The organism is Plantibacter sp. VKM Ac-2885 (genome assembly GCF_015351205.1).
GTDB lineage: Bacteria > Actinomycetota > Actinomycetes > Actinomycetales > Microbacteriaceae > Plantibacter > Plantibacter auratus.
In genome coordinates, this window is record NZ_JADKSK010000001.1 from 952123 (window position 1) to 971501 (window position 19379).

The following is a 19379-nucleotide window of genomic DNA, read 5'->3' on the forward strand; positions in this document are numbered from 1 at the left end:
GGCTCGGGTCAGCCGGCTGTGTCCGGCAGTCGGGCGGGGGCATCGTCGAGGTCGCTGTCACCGATCCGCAGCGGGGTCGCGTCCGCCCACGTCGACGGGCTGTGCTGGGCGGCCTGCAGGGCCCAGTCGCCGGCGCGGGCCGACCAGCGGCGGGTGACCGGGTCGCGTTCGAGCGTCGGTGTCGGATCCAGGACGATCCGGACGACGCGTTCCTCGCCTGGCTGCAGGGTCACCTTCCGGAACCCGAGGAGCTGGGCGACCGGTCGATCGACTGCGGTGTCGGCGGCGTAGAGCTGGACGACAGTCGACCCCTCGCGGTGACCGGTGTTCGTCACGAGGACCTCGGCGGTCCCGCCGGTGTCGTCGAACCGGTGCCCGAGCAGGCGGTGGTCGATCGTCGTGTACCCGAGGCCGAAGCCGAACGGGAAGGCCGGCGTGTGGCCCTCCTCATCCAACCGCCGCTGACCCCAGCGGTCGTCGTACACGACGGCCTTCGCCTCGCGGTCGAACGGCGGCAGGTGCGCGGGATCGGTCGGGATCACGAAGGGCAGTCGCCCGCCGGGCTCGACCACACCGGTCAGGACGTCGGCGAGCGCACGACCGCCCTCCATCCCGCCGTACCAGGCGAGGACGAGGGCCGGGACGTGGTCGCGCCAGGCTTCGGTCAGGATCGCGCTGCCTCCGATGAGCACGACGACCGTGCGCGGGTTCGCTGCGGCGACCGCCAGGATGAGGCGTTCGTCCGAGGGCCGGAGGCGGAGCGAGGTGCGATCACCGCCCCGCACGAACCGCGACGCCAGGTGCGCGACACCGGTGATGGCGCTGCGGAGTCGACCCGAGTCCAGGGCCGCCCCGAGGACGCCGACGTCGACGCCGCCGGTGACGACCGACTCGCCCTCGTCGTGCTGGTCGAAGCCGACGACGACGATGGCCGTGTCGGCGGCCGCCGCCGCAGCGACCGCGGCCCGCACGTTCCCGGCCGGGGTGGTCGTGATGTCCGCGTCGGGGAGTGCCTCACGGAGCCCCTGCAACGGCGAGACGGTGGTCGGCGGACGGACGCGCGACGAGCCGTGGTCGCCGAGGTTCGCCCGATCCGCGAGACGACCGACCACCGCGATCCGACGGGTCGTCGCCGACAGGGGGAGGAGCGGTGCGCCGTCGTCGACCGGGCGGTTGGCGAGGAGCACGATCGACTCCTCGGCGACGTGTCGGGCGAGCGCGCGATGGGCCGAGCCGGCGACGACGTCCGCCGAGGGCTGCGGTTCAGCGCGGGTCGCGGCATGCAGGAGGGTCGTCCGCAGGATGCGCCGGGCCGAGCGCAGGACGGTGGCGTGCTCGAGGGTGCCGTCCCGCAGGGCGGCGGGCAACTCGTGCGCCCGTCGCAGGCGGAGCGGCATCTCCACATCCATCCCGGCCTCCAGGCTGCCGACGGCGTCGTGCGTCCCGAAGACCCAGTCGCTCGTCACGAAGCCCGTAAAGCCCCACTCCTCCCGCAGCACGTCGGTGAGCAGCGGTCGGTTGACGTCCATGTACTCGCCCCGCACCCGGTTGTAGGCGCTCATGACGGAGTCCGCGCCGGCGTCGATCACGGCTTTGAAGTGCGGCAGGTAGACCTCGTGCAGTGCGTGGTCGTCCACGGAGACGTCGACCTCGAACCGCTCGTCCTCCATGGAGTTGAGCGCGAAGTGCTTCACGCACGCCATCGTGTGGACGCGGACGCCGCGTGTCATGGCCGACCCCATCCGGCCCGTCAGCACCGGATCCTCGCCATAGCACTCCTGTGCGCGGCCCCACGCGGGATGACGGAGCAGATTGACGCAGACGGACGCCGAGTAGTTCGCCCCGCGGATCCGCGTCTCCGCACCGATCGCCTCACCCACCTGCTCCTCGAGCACCGGGTCCCAGGTGGCCGCCCGCGCCATCGTCACGGGGAACGCGGTCGACTCGCCGATGACGACACCGCGGGCGCCGTCACTGAACCGGATCCCCGGGATCCCGAGCCGTGGGACGGCTCCGGCCACGAACGGACGCCGGTGGAGCAGCACGGGGATCAGCGGGAGGAGTCGGCGCGGGGAGTCGCCGTCGAGCAGCCCCAGGAGCTCCGCGTCGGTCAGCCGCTCGATCAGTCGTTCCGCGGCTGCGTCGGCGTCGAGGCGTCCGGCGCGGATCTCCCGCACGACCTCGTCGTGGGCGTCGCCCTCGGGTGGTCCGCCTGCGCGGCGCTGCTTCGGCGGACGCGCGTTCCGACGCCCGGTGACGATTCCCATGCTCTGCATTCTGCACCCTCGACCGACGTGCTGAGCCCCGGCGCCCGACCGCGCGATCCGCCGCGAGGTGGAGGACACCTCGGCGGACGCCTGCGAGGATGGGACGATGTCGGGACACGAGTGGGAGTCGGTTGCCGCGATGCAGCCCCTGATCGAGGCGGATGGCGTCGGAGCGGTGATCGACGGGGAGACCCTGCTGGCGCCCACGGACATCCGGGTCGAGCCGGGGATGGCGCTCGCCGTCCGGGGCCGGAACGGATCGGGCAAGACGACCCTGTTGCGGATCCTCAGCGGACGGCTGCGTCCGTCGAGCGGGACGGCGACGATCGGCGGCCGGACCATCGACGACCGCGACCGCACGGTGCGTCGCTCCGTCTCAGCCCTCATCGGCACCCCGGCCTACGCGCCGGACCTGACGCTGCGCGAGCACCTGCGCTACATCTCAACGACCTGGGGAGTGACCGGCCAGGCGGCGGACGACGCCGCCGACGAGCTGCTCGCGGCCCTGCGCATCCACACGCTCACGCGCCGCTTCGCCACCGAGCTGTCCTCGGGTCAGTCGCAGCTGTTCGCCCTGGCGACGGCGCTCGTCCGGCCCTTCGACGTGCTCGTGCTCGACGAACCGGAGCAGCGCCTGGACGCCGAACGACGTGGTCTCGTCGCCGACCGCATCCTGCTCGCGAAGGAGCGCGGTGCGGCCATCGTCTTCGCGAGCCACGACGCCGGACTCGTCGAACGGGTCGCGGACGAGGCGATCACGGTCGAAGCCCCGTGAGCACCGACTCCGGGCACATCTCGCGCGACGACCGTCGGATCCTCCGAGCCGGACGGGCGGTGCTCGCCGCGCGCGACGGGCGTCCACGGGTCACCGACGTCGCGTTCGTCGTCTACGCCGCGCTGCTCGTCACACTCATCGTTGGCGCTCCGCTCGTGCGGTTCGCGGTCCTCGGACTGATCGAGCCGGATGCCGCGGGCGTCGTGGCGGCCGTCCGGCCCGGGGCGGTCGCGCTGCTCTCGGCGATCGCGACGATCGTCGTCGTGCTCGGTGGTCGGACGAGGGGACCGGTCGTGCCGAGGCCCGCGGCGGTGCAGTTCCTCGCCGATTCGCCACTGCCGCGTCGGCTCACGCTGCGTCGTCCCTTCGTCGCATCCACGCTCGCACTCGCGGGGCTCTCGGTCCTCGTGGCCGGGGTGGTCGGCTTGTCGCGACTCCTGGTGCCGGGGGAGCGGGCGACCGTCTCGGCCGGAGTGGCCGCCAACACGGCCTCGGTGATCGGCATGACCGGACCGACCGCGCCCGCCGCCGTGGTGGCGTTCGTGATCGGAGCCGTGGGCTTCTCCCTGCTCCTCATGGTGGCGTGGCTGCTCGGTCAGCACGGTTCGCGACGGACGGTCGCCGCCGTGGTCATCGTCGCCGGTGTGGGCGGAGTGCTCGGTCTCCTCGCCCCCGGCATGCTGCTCGTCTCCCCGTGGGGGTGGCTGGGGCTCCTCTGGTCGCCGGTCGCGGGCGGCATCGAGGCAATGGTGCTCGGCAGTGCACTCGCGACGGGGGACTGGGCGGGGCTCTTCACCTGGGGTGGCGGCGGTGGCTGGTTCGCCTCGGTGGGGGTGCCGGTGTCCTGGTGGCCGGCGGTCGCGCTCGTCATGCTCGGGGCGGTCTCCCTCCTGCTCGTCCCGAGGGCGCTGGACGGGCTGCGGAGCGGACCCCTCCTCGACCAGGCGCTGCGCTGGCAGCGGGTCGGGATGATGCTGCAGAGCGGCGATGCCTCGGGTGCCGTCGGCGGGCTGCGAGTCTCGCCGACGAGCGGTCGCCGTGTCCCGCTGCGGATGACCGGGCCGTTCTGGCTCGTCGTCCTCCGGCGGTCGATCGTCGGAGCTCGGCGGACACCCGGGCGGGTCGCCCTCGGTTCCCTGATCCTGGCGGCGTCCGGTGCCGCGGTCGGTCTCTCCTTCGGGCTCCCGGACGGTGTGCGGTGGATGCTCGCCGTCCCCGCGGCGTTCCTCGCCTACCTCGCGGTGGGTGTCTGGTGCGACGCCGTGCGACACGGGGTCGAGAGCGCTGGGACGCCGACGCTCTACGGTCGGAGCCCGTGCTCGCTCGTGCTCGCCGGAGCCGCTGCACCGCTGCTCGCCTCGGTCGTGATCGGTGGGATCGGTGCCCTGCTCGGGGTGCTCGGCTCCGCGGCACCGGGCGGGATGACCCTCCTCCAGCCGCTCGGGTGGTGGCTGCTGCTCGCGGTGTGGATCGTCGTGCTCCGCACGTTCGACGCCGCGAAGGGACCACTGCCGATCCTGCTGCTCATGCCCGTCCCGACGCCGTTCGGCGACGCCTCCTCGCTGAACGTCCTGCTCTGGCAGTCGGACGCCATCCTGCTGGCGCTCCTCGTCGGCGGTGGGTTGACGGCGCTGGCACCGGTGGCGCCGGGTGCGGCCGTCGTCCTGCTCGTCGTGGTGCTCGTGATCGTTGCGGCGCTGGGGTTCGCGCGGTTGCTGAAGCTGTCCCGGCCGGCCTGAGCGGCGGGGCGCTCAGCGTGAGAGCCGGAGAACAGCGCGAGAGCCGGACGGAATACGCGATTCCGTCCGGCTCTCGCGCGGATCTCCTGCTGTGGTGCTGGTGGGCTGGACCCTACTTCGCGACCTTGGCGGCGGCCTCGGCGAGCTTCGGGACGAGCTGCTCGAGGACGACGGGGATGCTGAGCACGGACGCCGCGCTGTAGGCCTGCGTGAGCTCGTCGGCGGGGTCGAGGACGATCGCGCGACCGTCCTGCACCACGGGGAGGCTCGCGAGCAGCGGGTCGGCGGTGGTGTCCGCTGCGCTGAACCCGATCGGGAGGAGGACGGCGACGTCGGCGTCGAACGCGGACACCTGCTCGGCGGAGACCGCCGCGTAGAAACCGGAGGCCTCGAGGTCGAGGACGGCCGGGTTCTGCTGGAAGCCCAGGTCGGCGAGGATGTCGAAGCGACCGTCACCCTCGAGGTAAGCGCCGTAGGCGTCGCCGAACTTCGTCGCTGCGACGGTGGTGAGCCCGGCGAACTCCTGGTGGAGGTCGGCGGCCTCGTTGATCGACTGCTTGGTGGCGGAGACGAGCGCGTCGCCCTCCTGGGTCTTCCCGAGCGCGGCGGCGACCTGCTCGAGCTGGACGTCCCACGGGGTCGCGAACGCGGCGGTCCCCTTCGGCGCGAAGACGGTCGGTGCGATCTCCGAGAGCCGCTCGTACTGCTTCTCGTCGCCGGCGGAGCGGGTGTTGAGGATGAGGTCGGGTTCGAGCGCCTGGATCTGCTCGTAGTTGACGGTGTCGCCGCTGTCCTCGATGATCTCGGGGGTCACGTCGCCGAAGAGGTCGGTGGCCCATGGGCCGACGGCCTTGTTGTCGGCGCCGAAGGACTGCCAGTCGTACACGCCGACGGGCACCACGCCGAGGGAGAGCGCCATCTCCGCGTCGGACCAGCCGAGGGCGACGACGGTGAGGTCGCCGGCGGGCTCCGGGACGGTCACCTCGCCGAACATCGTGTCGACGGTGCCGAGCGTGCCGGTGGAGGCGTCGTCGGTGGAGGACCCGGCGGTGCAGCCGGCGAGGGCGAGGCCGGCGATCGCGAGGGCGGCGACGGTGGTGAGGGTGCGGGGCATGCGGCGCATGTTCTGCTTTCCGTTGAAGACGTGGGGTATGAGGTAAGCCTAAGCTTCCCAAGTCACGTCCCGGTAACGCTTGTGCTTCGGCCAGCGCGGTGCGCTGACGTGAGCGCGGGTCACCGACGTGAGCGCGCCCCTCCGGAGACCCGCGCTCACGTCCCCCGGGGTGCGCTCACGCCAGCGCACCGCCCTGGCACGCGGGCCAATTGCGCGACATATGTCCGTGTAGGCATATCTGCTCTGTGGATAACCCTGGGCGGGAGTCTGGGCGCGCTTAGCGTCGAGGGATGCCACGGACCTCGCGCTCTCGCTCTGTCTCCACGATCGTTCTCACGGCGGGACTGCTCGCCCTCACCGCATGCACCGGACCTGAACCCGCGCCGCCTCCGAAGAGTTCGCCGCCGGTCTTCGAGAACGAGGAACAGGCGCTGGCGGCCGGCGCTGAGGCTTACGAGAGCTACTTGGGCGTGTGGAACCAGGTCGTCGCAGACGGCGGAGCCGATCCTGCTCGCATCGATGAGGTGACGACCGGAGAGCTCCGAACATTCGAGAACGAGAGCCTGTCCAAGCTCCAGCAGCTCGGATGGACCTTCTCCGGCGCGGCTTCGCTGGAGGTGTTCACGATCAGCGACTGGTACTCGAAACCTGACGCAGCGGGCGTCCTGATCGTCGGATCCGCCTGCGTGGACATGACTGGCTTGCAGGCAATGGATGGGGCAGGGGAATCGGTCATCAAGCCTGAACGCCCAGCCAAGCGCACGTGGTCAGTTCATATTGCTCCGGGTGCTGCTGATCAACGGCCCTACGTGCTGGCGAAGCACGAAGTCATCAAGGAGGGATCCTCATGCGAAGAGTAGGTACTGCGCTGGCCCTCGGGCTCCTGCTTGTGGGTGGCGTCGGGTTGGCGTCCGCCGCCGTCGCCGCCAGCTGCGATGCTGGCGGGGCAATTTCGGGCGCTTGCATCGGCAACGGCTCGGTCGACATCGGCGGCAGCGTCGAACGCCCTGGCACCGGCGGTGGTTCCGGTGGCGGAACGGGCGGAGGCAACGAAGGCGGCGGCTCGGCCGAGCTTCCGCCCGGTGTGACCGACGGGCCCAACGGTGAGCGAACGGTCTGCAGCCTCATGCGGCCGGACGAGTGCTACACCTTCACCCCCGGCGACCTCGGCACCGACCTCGGAGCAGCACCCGCCGCACAGCCCGTCACGATCCGCGACGTCGCCAGCTTCGCACCCGCCGCACCCACCGTCACCACCGAACCCGCCGCCTGGGGTGTCCGCGGACTCCACACCAACGTCATCGCCGGCGCCTCCGGACACACCCGCACCGGCACGCTCCTCGGCCAGGTCGCGGAGGTGAACTTCATCCCCGTCGGCTTCACCTTCGACTACGGCGACGGCGACACGACCACCACCCGGACCGGCGGATCCTCCTGGGCTACCCTCGGCCTCGCGGAGTTCTCCAAGACACCGACCAGCCACCGCTACACGACGGTCGGACCCAAGACCATCACCGCCGAGGTCGAGTACGCCGCCGAGTACCGCATCGGCGACAGTGGCTGGCTTCCCGTCGTCGGCACCCTGTCGATCCCGACCGAAGAACCCCACACGGTCCAGATCGTCCGCAACTCGACCGTCGGCGTCGACAAACCCTGCCGACCCGGCAAACCAGCCATCGGCTGCTGACACCGGCACGCGTCCACCCCGTGAGCGCGCCCCACCGGCGTGAGCGCACCCCTCCGGAGGCCCGCGCTCACATCAGCGGGGCGCGCCCACGCCTGCAAACCCGCGCTCACGCCAGCGCACCGCGCTGACGTCAGCCCCAGAACCACGGGTCAGTGCGCGCCCATCAGCGGGATGACGAGCGGCGTGTGCGATTCGGGGTCGTCGATGATCCGGCAGCGGAGCCCGAAGACCTCCTCGACGAGCTCGGCCGTCACGATGTCCGCCGGCGCACCCTGCGCGACCACATGGCCGTCCCGCATCGCGATCAGGTGCGTCGCGTACCGTGCCGCCTGGTTGAGGTCGTGGAGGACCGCGACGAGGGTGCGGCCACCCTCCTGGTTGAGCCGGGTGAAGAGGTCGAGCAGCTCCACCTGATGCGTGATGTCGAGGAAGGTCGTCGGCTCGTCGAGCAGCAGCAAAGGCGTCTCCTGGGCGAGGGCCATCGCCACCCACACCCGTTGGCGCTGGCCGCTGGACAGTTCGTCGACGAGGCGACCGGACAGCTCCGTGACGTTCGTCGCCTCCATCGCCGCGAGCACCGCCGCCTCATCGGCCGCCGACCAGCGTCGGAGGATCGACTGGTGCGGGTATCGGCCACGCGACACGAGGTCGATCACCGAGATGCCGTCCGGCGCGATCGACGTCTGCGGCAGCAGCCCGATGCGCTTCGCGACCTCCTTCGACGGGTACCGGGTGATCTCCTGACCGTCGAGCACGACGTGTCCTTGGGTCGGCTTCAGCAGCCGCGCGAGGGCGCGTAGGAGCGTCGACTTGCCGCAGGCGTTCGGCCCGACGATGACGGTGAACGAGTCGTCGGCGATCGCGATGTCCAGCTCGTGGATGATGGTCCGCTGGTCGTAGCCGACGCGGAGGGCGGTTCCGGCGAGTCTGGTGGTGGGGCTGTCGGTCTTCATGTCAGCGCTTTCCCGCCTGCGTGATGAGCAGGGCGATGAGGTAGATGCCGCCGAGGGTCACGGTCACCGCACCGACCGGCAGGGCGGCCGGGGCGATGATCCGCTGGGCCACGACGTCGCTCACGAGGAGCAACGCCGCGCCCATGGCGGCCGAGGGGACGAGGGTGATGCCGGCGGACTTCGTCAGGCGCCGGGCGAGTTGGGGTGCGGCGAGCGCGACGAAGATGATGGGGCCGGCGACCGCGGTGACGGTCGCGGTGAGGGCGACGCCGATCACGAGCAGCAGCAGCCGCGTGCGTTCGACCGGGATGCCGAGGGCGCTCGCGATGTCGTCGCCGAACTCCAGCATGCCGAGTCGGCGGGACATGAGCGCGAGGAGGGGAACGAGGAACGCGACCGCGATCGTCACGGGCACGACGTCCTGCCACCCGAGGTCGGCGAGCGAACCCATGCCCCAGCTGGCGGCGGCGATGGCGGCGTTGAGGTCCGCCCGCAGCTGCAGGTAGTCGTTGAACGCGTTGAGGACGGCGCTGATCGCGATGCCGATCACGATGAGCCGGAACCCCTGGACGCCTCGAGACCACGCGAGGAGGTAGACGACGAGGGCCGTCGCGAGCCCGCCGATCAACGCCCCGGAGACCATCGCCGCATAGTTCCCGCCGACGACGAGGGTGACGATGAGCGCGCCGGTGAACGCGCCGGAGTTGAACCCGATGATGTCGGGACTGCCGAGCGGGTTCCGGGTGATCGACTGGAAGATCGCGCCGGAGAGCCCGAGCGCGATCCCGCCGACGACGGCGATCACGACCCGCGGCAGGCGCCACTCCAACACGATGCGGAGGACGCTCTCCGAACCCGTGCCGGTGAACGCGGCGAGCAGTCTGTCGAGCGGGATGCGGTACTCGCCCTGGGTGAGCGCAAAGGCGCCGACCCCCATGATGACGGTGACCAGGGCGCCGACGACGATCAGCTCACGCCGGTGGATCACCCAGCTGACCCGACCGACCCGCACGGTGCGCCGGCCCGGCTCGGCGACCGCGGTCACAGCCCCTGCGCCTTCGAACGGCGGATGAGCACGATGAGGAGCGGGGCACCCACGAACGCCGTGACGATCCCGACCGGCATCTCGCCGGGGACGGCGACCCGCCCGACGAGGTCGGACAGCAGGAAGATGATCGGCGCGAACACCATCGTGAACGGCAGCACCCAGCGCTGGTCCGGTCCGACGATGGCCCGGGCGAGGTAGGGCGACATGAGTCCGAGGAAGGCGATCGGTCCGGCCGCCGCGGTGGCCGAACCGCACAACAGGGTGATCGCGACGACCGAGAGCACCCGCGTCCGGAGCACCTTCGTGCCGAGTGAGGTCGCGAGGTCGTCTCCGAGGGCGACGGCGTTGAGTGACCGGGAGACGACGAGGGCGAGGAGGACCCCGACGATGAGGAACGGCAGCACCCCGAGGAACACGTCCATCTGGCGGTTCTGCAGCGAGCCGGCCTGCCAGAAGCGGATCTTGTCGAAGATGTCGGGGTTGCGGATCGTGATGGCGAAGGTCACCCCCTGGAGCGCGGCAGAGAGCGCGACGCCGGCGAGGACGAGGCGGACCGGGGTCGCCCCGGCGCGGCCCCGGGAGCCGATCACGTACACGATGACGGAAGCAAGGCCAGCGCCGGCGAAGGACCACCACACGTAGGAGCTCAGGTCGGCGGTGCCGGCGATGGCGACGGCGAGCACGACCGCGATGTACGCCCCGGCGTTGACGCCGAGGATGCCGGGGTCGGCGAGCGGGTTCCGCGTGACGGCCTGCATCATCGCTCCGGCGAGGCCGAGCGCCGCACCGACGCCGACGGCCAGGAGCATGCGCGGCACCCGGAACCCGGTGACGAGGATTGTGTTGGTGTCGTCGCCGCCCTGTGACAGCGCCCGCCAGACCTCGGCGGCACTGATCGTCCCCGAGCCGATGAAGAGGCTTCCCGCGGCGATGGCGGCGAGCACGACGAGCGCGGCGACGAGCAGGAGCCAGCGCGAGGCGGTCGATCGGGCGATGCCGGTCGACGCCTCTCGTGCGCGGGCGGCCGCGGTCGGGAGCCGCAGGCTGTCGAGGTCGGCGCTCACCGGCTCATCGGTTGTCTTCGGCCTTGCCGTGTCGCCAGTAGCCCATGAACGCGACCGACTTGCGGTCGACGCGGCACCCGGAGACGAGGTGCCGACGGAGCGTCTTGATGGCTGACGCCTCTCCGGCGAGCCACGCGTAGAGCGGTGCGCTCTCGAGGACGGGGCCTCCGGTCGCGTTGACCGGCGCTTCCCAGAGCAGCTCGGTGTCGACGTCGACGTCCTCGAGCGCCGGCTGCGTGGCGATCGTGGCGGTGTCGACGCTCGGCGCGAGGCGGCTCGCGATGCGCTCGATCTCGGGGATGAGCAGGGTGCCCACGGGCTGGTCGCCGCGGGGGAGGACGACGACCTCGACCCCGTCGGGCTTCGTGGACAGGGCGGCGATGTCGTCCTCGTGCGGCAGCTCGACGACGGCGATCCCGCGCGCGGTGCTCGGGAGGCGCTCGAGGATCCCGGCGATCCCGGGCAGGGCCGTCTCGTCGCCGGCGAGGAGCACCTGGTCGACGGTGGCCGGCGCGTGCCAGTCGATGCCGCCGGCCGGGACGGCCGACCGGGCGTTCGGGACGTTGACAATGAGCTCGTCGCCGACCTTCGCGTCCATCGCCCAGGTGGACGCGGGGCCGACGCGGCCGTGCAGGGCGATGTCGACGTCGAACTCGGCGAGCTCGGGCCGGACCTCGCGGATCGTGTACGTGCGCATCGGGTGACGTTTGTCGTTGGGCAGGAGTCGCCAGGCCTGGTACCAGTCGTCGTGCATCGGCAGCTCGTCGAAGCCGGTGTCGGGCAGCGGGAAGAGCAGCTTGATGCGCTGGTCGTGACGGTTGTCCGCGATGTGCTGGACCTCGGGGCCCGTGAACGTGAAACGACGATAGCTCGGGCTCACCTGCTCGATGCGCCGGACGACGGCTGCGAGGAGGATGAAGATCGAGTCGGGGGTCTGTTCACTGAGGCGAGGCATCGATAGGTAAGCCTACCCTTCGATGCACTGGAGGTCACCTGCCGATCGCACCTTGTCGACAGGGAGGGGCGGTGGTAAACTTGAGTCAGATTCACTCAAGTTTTGAACAGGAGACCGTACCCATGCCAGCAGGCCAGGCGCCTCAGCAAGAGGATCAGCGCAGTGCGCTCGAGCAGTACGGCGTCAACCTGACCGAGATCGCCGCCTCCGGCAAGCTCGATCCGGTCATCGGCCGCGACGCCGAGATCCGTCGCGTGAGCCAGGTGCTCACGCGACGCACCAAGAACAACCCCGTCCTCATCGGCGAGCCCGGTGTCGGCAAGACCGCCGTCGTCGAAGGTCTCGCCCAGCGCATCGTCGCGGGCGACGTCGCCGAGAGCCTCAAGGGCAAGCAGCTCATCTCCCTCGACCTCTCCGCGCTCGTGGCGGGTGCCATGTACCGCGGGCAGTTCGAGGAACGCCTCAAGGCGGTGCTCAAGGAGATCGACGAGTCCGACGGACAGATCATCACCTTCATCGACGAGCTGCACGTGCTCATGGGTGCCGGCGGCGGAGAGGGGTCCGTCGCGGCGGCCAACATGCTGAAGCCCATGCTCGCCCGCGGCGAGCTGCGGCTGATCGGCGCGACCACGCTCGACGAGTACCGCGAGTTCATCGAGAAGGACGCCGCCATGGAGCGTCGCTTCCAGCAGGTGTTCGTGGGGGAGCCGAGCGTCGAGGACACGGTCGCCATCCTCCGTGGCCTCAAGGAGCGGTACGAGGCGCACCACAAGGTGGCCATCGCCGACAACGCGCTCGTCGCGGCGGCCGCCCTGTCCAACCGCTACATCACGTCGCGGCAGCTGCCCGACAAGGCGATCGACCTCATCGACGAGGCGGCCAGCCGACTGCGCATGGAGATCGACTCGGCCCCCGTCGAGATCGACGAACTCCGACGCAGCGTCGACCGCCTGAAGCTCGAGGAGCTCGCCCTCAAGAAGGAGAAGGACGACGCCTCGAAGGAGCGCCTCGCCCGCCTCCGGGAGGACCTCGCGACCCGCCAGGCCGCGCTCGGCGAACTGCAGGCGCGCTGGGAGCGCGAGCGCGCGAGCCTCAACCGCGTCGGCGACCTCAAGAAGCAGCTCGACGCCGCCCGGAGCAAGGCTGAACGCGCCCAGCGCGAGGGCAAGCTCGAACAGGCGTCCAAGCTCCTCTACGCCGACATCCCGCAGCTCGAACGCGAACTCGCGCTCGCGGAGTCGGCCGAGCAGGATACCGACGGCGAACCCCGGATGGTCAACGACCAGGTGACCGCCGAGGACATCGCCGCCGTGATCGCCGCGTGGACCGGCATCCCCGTCGGTCGCCTGTTGCAGGGCGAGACGGAGAAGCTGCTGCACCTCGAGCAGGAGCTGTCCCGCCGTCTCATTGGGCAGCACCGTGCGGTCGCCGCCGTGTCCGACGCCGTCCGGCGCACCCGGGCCGGCATCTCCGACCCCGACCGCCCGACGGGCTCGTTCATGTTCCTCGGCCCCACCGGCGTCGGCAAGACCGAGCTGGCGAAGGCGCTCGCCGAGTTCCTCTTCGACGACGAGAAGGCCATGGTCCGCATCGACATGTCCGAGTACGGGGAGAAGCACTCGGTCTCCCGGCTCGTCGGTGCACCTCCGGGGTACGTCGGCTACGAGCAGGGCGGGCAGCTCACCGAGGCCGTTCGTCGACGCCCGTACTCCGTCGTGCTGCTCGACGAGGTCGAGAAGGCGCACCCCGAGGTGTTCGACATCCTCCTGCAGGTGCTCGACGACGGTCGTCTGACCGACGGACAGGGGCGCACGGTCGACTTCCGGAACGTCATCCTCGTGCTGACCTCCAACCTCGGCTCGCAGTACCTGATGGACGCCTCACTCTCCCTCGAGCAGAAGGAGGAGGCGGTCCAGCAGCTCGTGCGCCAGGCCTTCAAGCCGGAGTTCATCAACCGTCTCGACGACATCGTCGTGTTCCAGCCGCTCAGCGAGGCGGAGCTCGGCCAGATCGTCGAGCTGTACATCGACCGCCTGCAGCGTCGACTGGGTGAGCGTCGGCTCCACCTCGCCGTCACGCCCGACGCCCGCGCGTGGCTCGCGGAGCGCGGATACGACCCCATGTACGGCGCGCGTCCGCTGCGTCGACTCATGCAGCGGGAGATCGACGACCGCCTCGCGCGGGCGATCCTCGACGGCTCGATCCGCGACGGCGACACCGTCCACGTCGGGCTCGCGAGCGACGGCGACGGCCTCACGGTCGAGCGAGCGGTGGTCCCGGCCTAGCCGGCTGCTTGCGGCCAGCGCGGTGCGCTGACCCGAGCGCGACCCACCGATGTGAGCGCGCCCCTCCGGAGGGGCGCGCTCACGCGTGTGCCCCGCGCTCGCGCGACAGCACCGCGCTGGCCGTGACCCCCGAGTGGGCGAGGAAACCCCTGGTGCGCGACGGATGCCGCGCACTAGCGTGATCCTCGCGGTGGGCCCGATCGGCGTGCCCTGAGAGGATCCGATGTCACACGCAGCCCCGAGCACGACGCCTGAGACCAGCGACACCGCCGTGCCCCTCTGGCGTCACGCACACGCCCCCGCCTGGTTCTTCTTCGGTGGCCTGGCGCTCTGGCTGTTCCTGCTGCTGGTGCCGCACGTGCTCCTCGGCAACCCGGCGGTGATCCCCGCGTGGATCCTGCTCGGCTCAGGTCTTGCCGCGTCCACCCTGCTGCTCATCATGGCCCGACGTCTCCAGTCGGGCGACGGCGTCACGACGGCGACGCTCCTCTGGGCGGTGCTGGTCGGAGGTTTCATCGCCATCACGCTCGGCAGCACCTTCGACTCCCTCATCGGCGTCGCCGCGACCGATGCCGGCGAGAACCCGCACGACATCGGGCTGTTCTTCGCCGGGGTCGCCGAGGAACTCGCGAAGATCATCGCCGTCGTGATCGTGGCGTGGCGGCTGCCGGTGAAGACCGCCCGGGGCGGGCTCTTCGTCGGCGGCGCTGTTGGGATCGGCTTCGCCGTCCTCGAGAACCTCTGGTACATCGGGCAAGGGTGGGCGAACGGGGTCGAGGCCTCCCAGAAGCTCGCCGCCGGTTCGCCACCACTCGAGACGATCCTCTCGCACCCGGCGTTCCAAGCGGCCGGGGCCGCATTCGCCCGGACCGTCTTCGACCCGGTCGGACACCCACTGTGGACGGCGCTGTTCGCCGCGGCCGTGTTCGCGGCTGCACGCAACGGTCGGTTCCGGATCACCGTGGGCGTGCTCCTGACCTACCTGCTCGTCGCGGTCATGCACGGCCTCTGGGACGGCAACACCGTGCTCTGGGGGCTGCTGTTCCCGAGCATGCCGGTGCTCAAGGCGCTCGTGGTGCCGGCCATGGTCGTGCTCGTCGTCGCATTCGCGCTCATCTGGCGGGCGCGGGTCCGTCGCATCAACCGCGACGCCGGCGTCGTGTCGCTCCACGTCCCGCGTCGCGAGCGGAAGCAGGCCTGACCACCGGACGCGCGAGGCCTGCTGTGATCCGGGCGTGCCGGGGAGTAGCGTGAAGCGCACCCGATCCGCGACGCCGAGGAGACACCCATGCTGGGACGCAAGACCTTCGAACAGCGAGAGGTCGACCAGGCGAAGACGATGATCGCCGCGCTTGTCGCCGGACGCGAGACGCTGGCCGAAGCCGGAGCGGACCCCGCAGCACTCGCCGTGGTCGACCCCGAGTTCTTCACCGGCCTCACCCTCGTGCTCGACCGGCCGTTCGTCCACCGGGTGCGCTCGGTGCTCGGAAAAGGTCCCGGGGCCCTCAACGAGCTCGAACTCATCGTCGCGTCGGTCCTCGACCACGACCGGGTGTTCACGGTGGGGACCGTCCTGCAGTACTCCGAGGAGATGTCGTTCACCGGCCTCGTCCCGGGCGAGACGATCCTGCTGAGCGCCGAGCAGTTCGAGCGCCTCGCCGTCGGCGTCTTCGCCGAGTTGGAGGAGCTGTTCGTCGAAGCGGTGTGAGGTGCGGCGTCGGCCGCGAGCCTGCGTCATGCGCTCCACGGACGGTGCCACGATCAGCTCGTGAGCTCATCGACGTCCGGAACGATCATGGTGCGGCACGGCGCGAAGCTCCGGTTGACCGTCTCCGCCCTCATCGGTGTCGCCGTGGGGGTGATCGTCGGCCTGAACTGGTTCTGGGCGGGTGCGATCCTCGCCGGCTGGGGGACCACATGCGTGGTCTTCGTCGGTTCCCTCTGGATCCGCATCTGGCGGATGGGTCCGGAGCGGACGCGCGAACACGCGACCTCGGAGGAGCCCGGGCGGACGACGAGTGAGGTGCTCATCGTGCTCGCGAGCGTCGGGAGCCTCGTGGCCCTGAGTGTCGTCATCCTGCAGGCGAGGGCATCCTCCGGGGTCGAGCAGGGCGTGCTCGCCGGCTTCGCGGTCGTGAGCGTGGCGCTCTCCTGGGCGCTCATCCACACGATCTACACGCTGCGGTACGCGCGCATGTACTTCGCGGCGCCGGAGGGCGGTATCGACTTCAACCAGGAGGAGGCGCCGCAGTACAGCGACTTCGCCTACCTCTCGTTCGACCTCGGCATGACCTACCAGGTCTCCGACACGACGCTGCGGTCCAGCGAGCTGCGCCGCACCGTCCTCAAGCACACCCTGCTGTCGTACCTCTTCGGCTCCGTGATCCTGGCGACCGTCATCAACCTCGTCGCGGGGCTGTAGGGGCGCCACGGACGCGCCCTTCGGCAGGCGGTTCCTGAGCCTGTCGAAGGGCAGGGGCCGGGGATGGTGCTCAGAGACCGGTTACGACGACGGTGAGCCCCGAAACCACGACTGCGCAGCCCGGCGGACCGGACTGCGCAGCGTGGTGGTGCAGGAACCGAGCGGACTACTCCTGGACGATCACGAGGTCGGCGAGGGGACGACGCTCACGCGGAGCGGTCTCGCGGTCGCGGAGCATGCCCTCGGGCAGGAGCTCGGGGTCGCCGAGCTCGCCGAGCGCGGTGACGGTGAACGGCACGAGGCCGTCCGGCAGTGAGAACGCCTCCCGGATGCCGTCGGCGGAGAAGCCGGCCATCTGGTGCGCGAAGAGACCGTCGCTGTGGGCCTGGATGCTCAGGTGCGCCATCGCCTGGCCGAGGTCGTAGATGGCCCAGGGACGCTCGTTGCCCTCGTCGTCGAGGGTCTCGGCGACGGCGACGATGAGCGCGCCGGCCTGAGCGGCCCATCCGCGGTTGAAGGCCACCAGCTGCTCAGCGATCGTGTCGAACGTGGCGGTCCCCTTGGTGCCGACGATGAACCGCCAGGGCTGCACGTTGTTGGCGCTCGGCGACCAACGCGCGGCTTCGAGGGCCGAGGCCATCTTCGCGGCGGCGACGGGCTCGCTCACGAAGGCGCGGGGGCTCCAGCGGTCGGCGAGGACGTCGAGGATGGGGGCGTCGGTCTGGGCGGTACGGGTGACGATGGACATGCGGTCTCCAAGCGAAACAAGGGAAGTGGACAGAGGTTGCGTCGCCGTTGACGATGGATGCAACTGCATCGATCGGGGCGCTATTCCCGGGCTTGAGGGGTCCGTGCAGCCGTGACGATCTCGGCGATCCGGTGCGGGGCCGCTTCGTCTTGCAGTGACGTCGTGTCGCCGAGGGGCCGCTGGTCGACGATGTCGCCGAGCAGACGCCGCATGATCTTCCCCGAGCGGGTCTTCGGGAGGTCTGGGACCACAAAGACGTCGCGGGGCTTCGCGATCGGGCCGATCTCGTTCGCCACGTGGGACCGCAGGGCCTCGCGGAGTGCCGCAGAGCGCTCCAACCAGTAGGCCTCGCCGTCGGCCTCGGGCCCGTGGGACCGCGAGGACGGGATGACGAACGCGGCGATCGCGCTCCCCGTGATCGGGTCGTGCACGCCGACCACGCCGGCCTCGCCCACGTGGGGATGCGACACGAGTGCCGACTCGATCTCGATGGTCGACAGGCGATGGCCCGAGACGTTGATGACGTCGTCGACGCGCCCGAGGACCCAGATGTCGCCGTCTTCGTCCCACTTCGCGCCGTCGCCGGAGAAGAAGTAGCCCTGCTTCCAGTACTTCGCCCAGTACGAATCGCGGTAGCGTTCCGGGTTGCCCCAGACGGTGCGCGCGAGCGACGGTCCGAAGCGGCTGACGACCAGATACCCGCCGGATCCGTACGGCACCGTCTCGCCGTCCTCGTCGACGACCAGCGCCTCCAGGCCGGGGAGTGCGCGACTGCCGGAACCCGGCTTGATCGTGGTCGCGCCGGGGAGCGGTGCGATGACAGCCGACCCCGTCTCCGACTGCCACCAGGTGTCGACGACCGGGGTCTCGCCGCGCCCGATGCGCTCGCGGAACCACATCCAGGCCTCGGGGTTGATGGCCTCACCGACGGTGCCGAGGAGCCGGAGGGTCGAGAGGTCGTACTCGGCGGGCGGCCCCTCGGGGAACCAGGTCATGAGGGTCCGGATGAGTGTGGGCGCCGTGTAGTACGTCGTCACGCCGTAGCGCTCGATGATCTCGAAGTGCCGCGCCTGGTGCGGGGTGTTCGGCGTGCCCTCGTAGATCACCTGGGTGAGCCCGTTCGAGAGCGGACCGTAGATCTCATAGGTGTGTGCCGTGACCCAGGCGAGGTCGGCGGTGCACCAGTGGACGTCGTCGTCCTTGGCGTCGAAGATCGCCCAATGGGTCCAGGACGCCTGCGTGAGATAGCCGCCTGACGTGTGGACGAGTCCCTTGGGCTTCCCGGTGGTGCCGCTCGTGTAGATGATGAAGAGCGGGTTCTCCGCATCGAACGCCTCGGGCTCGTGGGTGTCGGCGGCGACACCCACGGTGTCGTGCCACCAGACGTCGCGGCCGGGGGTCCAGGGCACGTTCGGCGTCTCGTCGCCCGTGCGTGCGACGACGAGTACGTGCTCGACGGACGGCACGCCGTCGACGGCGGCGTCGGCGTTCTGCTTGACCGGCACGGCTGTACCCCGGCGGTACTGGCCGTCGGTGGTGATGAGCAGCTTCGCCTCGGTGTCCTCCACCCGGAAGCGCAGCGCCTCGGCCGAGAACCCACCGAACACGAGGGAGTGGATGGCGCCGATGCGGGCGACGGCGAGGGTGGCGATGACCGTCTCGGGGATGACCGGCAGGTAGATGACGACGCGGTCGCCCTGGCCGATGCCGAGTGCCGTCAGGGCGTTGGCCGCCTTCGCGACCTCGCGCTGCAACTCGGCGTAGGTGATGGAGCGGCGGTCGCCCGGCTCTCCCTCGAAGTGGAGGGCCACTTTGTCGCCTCGTCCGGCGTCGACGTGCCGGTCGACACAGTTGACCGCCACGTTGAGCGTTCCCCCGGCGAACCAGGTGGCGGCGGGGACGGTGAGTTCGGGCTCGGGGTCCGATGGGTCGGACCCTTCGACCGGCCGGGCCGGGTCCCAGGTGTGCGCCGTCTCCCACGGGGTGACCCAGTCGAGGCGTCGGGCCTGCTCCTCCCAGAACGCCACCGGGTCGGCGGCCGCGCGAGCCCACTCCTCCGGGCCGACGTTCGCCGTCTGGGCGAGGTCGGTCGGCGGGGCGTAGCTGCGCGTCTCGGCGAGGAGGTTCGCGATCGTGGCGGCGGGCGCTGCGGACGTCGATCCATCAGTGGGAGGCATGCTGCAACGCTACGCGGGAGGCCGGTGCCGGTGCCATCCGCGGGTCATGCGGCGTCATGGTCCGGACGTTCCGAGGGGCTGTGGAGTAGCGTCGGGAGTAGCCTCGAACCGCCGCCGCGATGCGTGGCGGACGTCGATCAGGGGT

Annotated in this window: 16 protein-coding genes; 8 read left to right on the top strand and 8 right to left on the bottom strand. The window is 70.6% G+C overall.

Annotation, left to right across the window (positions count from 1 at the left end):
- Nucleotides 1-8 precede the first annotated feature (8 nt).
- A complete protein-coding gene (locus ITJ66_RS04685) occupies nucleotides 9-2267 on the bottom strand; it encodes a beta-glucosidase (RefSeq protein WP_194643751.1) in 2259 nt (752 codons plus the stop codon).
- Nucleotides 2268-2373: 106 nt separating this feature from the next.
- Here ITJ66_RS04685 and ITJ66_RS04690 point away from each other — a divergent pair, with 106 nt between their 5' ends.
- Complete coding sequence (locus ITJ66_RS04690; RefSeq protein ID WP_228501485.1) at nucleotides 2374-3042, top strand: ABC transporter ATP-binding protein; 669 nt, start codon at nucleotides 2374-2376, stop codon at nucleotides 3040-3042.
- Nucleotides 3039-4781 carry a hypothetical protein gene (locus tag ITJ66_RS04695; RefSeq protein WP_194643753.1) on the top strand — a complete coding sequence of 581 codons (1743 nt, stop codon included), beginning with the start codon at nucleotides 3039-3041 and terminating at the stop codon, nucleotides 4779-4781. The genes ITJ66_RS04690 and ITJ66_RS04695 overlap by 4 nt, the downstream gene beginning before the upstream one ends.
- 112 nt (nucleotides 4782-4893) lie before the next feature.
- Here ITJ66_RS04695 and ITJ66_RS04700 read toward each other — a convergent pair whose 3' ends face one another.
- Complete coding sequence (locus ITJ66_RS04700) at nucleotides 4894-5895, bottom strand: ABC transporter substrate-binding protein (RefSeq protein ID WP_228501487.1); 1002 nt, start codon at nucleotides 5893-5895, stop codon at nucleotides 4894-4896.
- A 290-nt stretch (nucleotides 5896-6185) separates the two neighbouring features.
- On the opposite strand from ITJ66_RS04700, the gene ITJ66_RS04705 reads away from it, so the two are divergent.
- Nucleotides 6186-6755: a hypothetical protein gene (locus ITJ66_RS04705; RefSeq protein WP_137242396.1), complete on the top strand. Its 570-nt coding sequence runs from the start codon at nucleotides 6186-6188 to the stop codon at nucleotides 6753-6755.
- Nucleotides 6743-7582, top strand: coding sequence for a hypothetical protein (locus tag ITJ66_RS04710; protein ID WP_194643757.1), 840 nt, complete (start codon nucleotides 6743-6745; stop codon nucleotides 7580-7582). The genes ITJ66_RS04705 and ITJ66_RS04710 overlap by 13 nt, the downstream gene beginning before the upstream one ends.
- 149 nt (nucleotides 7583-7731) lie before the next feature.
- Here ITJ66_RS04710 and ITJ66_RS04715 read toward each other — a convergent pair whose 3' ends face one another.
- From ITJ66_RS04715 to ITJ66_RS04730, 4 genes are read right to left on the bottom strand one after another with little or no spacing between them, the layout of a single operon-like run.
- The gene (locus ITJ66_RS04715) at nucleotides 7732-8535 is read right to left on the bottom strand and encodes an ABC transporter ATP-binding protein (protein ID WP_194643759.1); all 804 of its coding nucleotides are present in this window, start codon (nucleotides 8533-8535) and stop codon (nucleotides 7732-7734) included.
- Nucleotide 8536: 1 nt separating this feature from the next.
- Complete coding sequence (locus ITJ66_RS04720) at nucleotides 8537-9580, bottom strand: FecCD family ABC transporter permease (RefSeq protein WP_370582568.1); 1044 nt, start codon at nucleotides 9578-9580, stop codon at nucleotides 8537-8539.
- Entirely contained in the window at nucleotides 9577-10647 is a 1071-nt protein-coding gene (locus ITJ66_RS04725) for an iron chelate uptake ABC transporter family permease subunit (RefSeq protein ID WP_370582569.1), read from the bottom strand. The genes ITJ66_RS04720 and ITJ66_RS04725 overlap by 4 nt, the downstream gene beginning before the upstream one ends.
- 4 nt (nucleotides 10648-10651) lie before the next feature.
- Nucleotides 10652-11602 carry a siderophore-interacting protein gene (locus tag ITJ66_RS04730; RefSeq protein ID WP_194643761.1) on the bottom strand — a complete coding sequence of 317 codons (951 nt, stop codon included), beginning with the start codon at nucleotides 11600-11602 and terminating at the stop codon, nucleotides 10652-10654.
- A 122-nt stretch (nucleotides 11603-11724) separates the two neighbouring features.
- On the opposite strand from ITJ66_RS04730, the gene ITJ66_RS04735 reads away from it, so the two are divergent.
- From ITJ66_RS04735 to ITJ66_RS04750, 4 genes are all read left to right on the top strand, one after another.
- Nucleotides 11725-13887, top strand: a complete 2163-nt coding sequence (locus ITJ66_RS04735; RefSeq protein ID WP_194643763.1) for an ATP-dependent Clp protease ATP-binding subunit — start codon at nucleotides 11725-11727, stop codon at nucleotides 13885-13887.
- Between the two features lie 223 nt (nucleotides 13888-14110).
- Nucleotides 14111-15088: a PrsW family glutamic-type intramembrane protease gene (locus ITJ66_RS04740; protein ID WP_194643765.1), complete on the top strand. Its 978-nt coding sequence runs from the start codon at nucleotides 14111-14113 to the stop codon at nucleotides 15086-15088.
- Between the two features lie 87 nt (nucleotides 15089-15175).
- Nucleotides 15176-15595 (top strand): hypothetical protein, encoded by a 420-nt coding sequence (locus ITJ66_RS04745; RefSeq protein WP_194643767.1) that lies wholly within the window; start codon nucleotides 15176-15178, stop codon nucleotides 15593-15595.
- 60 nt (nucleotides 15596-15655) lie between these two features.
- Nucleotides 15656-16309, top strand: a complete 654-nt coding sequence (locus tag ITJ66_RS04750; protein ID WP_274499325.1) for a DUF1345 domain-containing protein — start codon at nucleotides 15656-15658, stop codon at nucleotides 16307-16309.
- A gap of 166 nt (nucleotides 16310-16475) precedes the next feature.
- Here ITJ66_RS04750 and ITJ66_RS04755 read toward each other — a convergent pair whose 3' ends face one another.
- Nucleotides 16476-17057 carry a nitroreductase family protein gene (locus ITJ66_RS04755; RefSeq protein ID WP_191940425.1) on the bottom strand — a complete coding sequence of 194 codons (582 nt, stop codon included), beginning with the start codon at nucleotides 17055-17057 and terminating at the stop codon, nucleotides 16476-16478.
- An 80-nt stretch (nucleotides 17058-17137) separates the two neighbouring features.
- A complete protein-coding gene (gene acs / locus ITJ66_RS04760) occupies nucleotides 17138-19234 on the bottom strand; it encodes an acetate--CoA ligase (protein WP_194643769.1) in 2097 nt (698 codons plus the stop codon).
- Nucleotides 19235-19379: the final 145 nt, after the last annotated feature.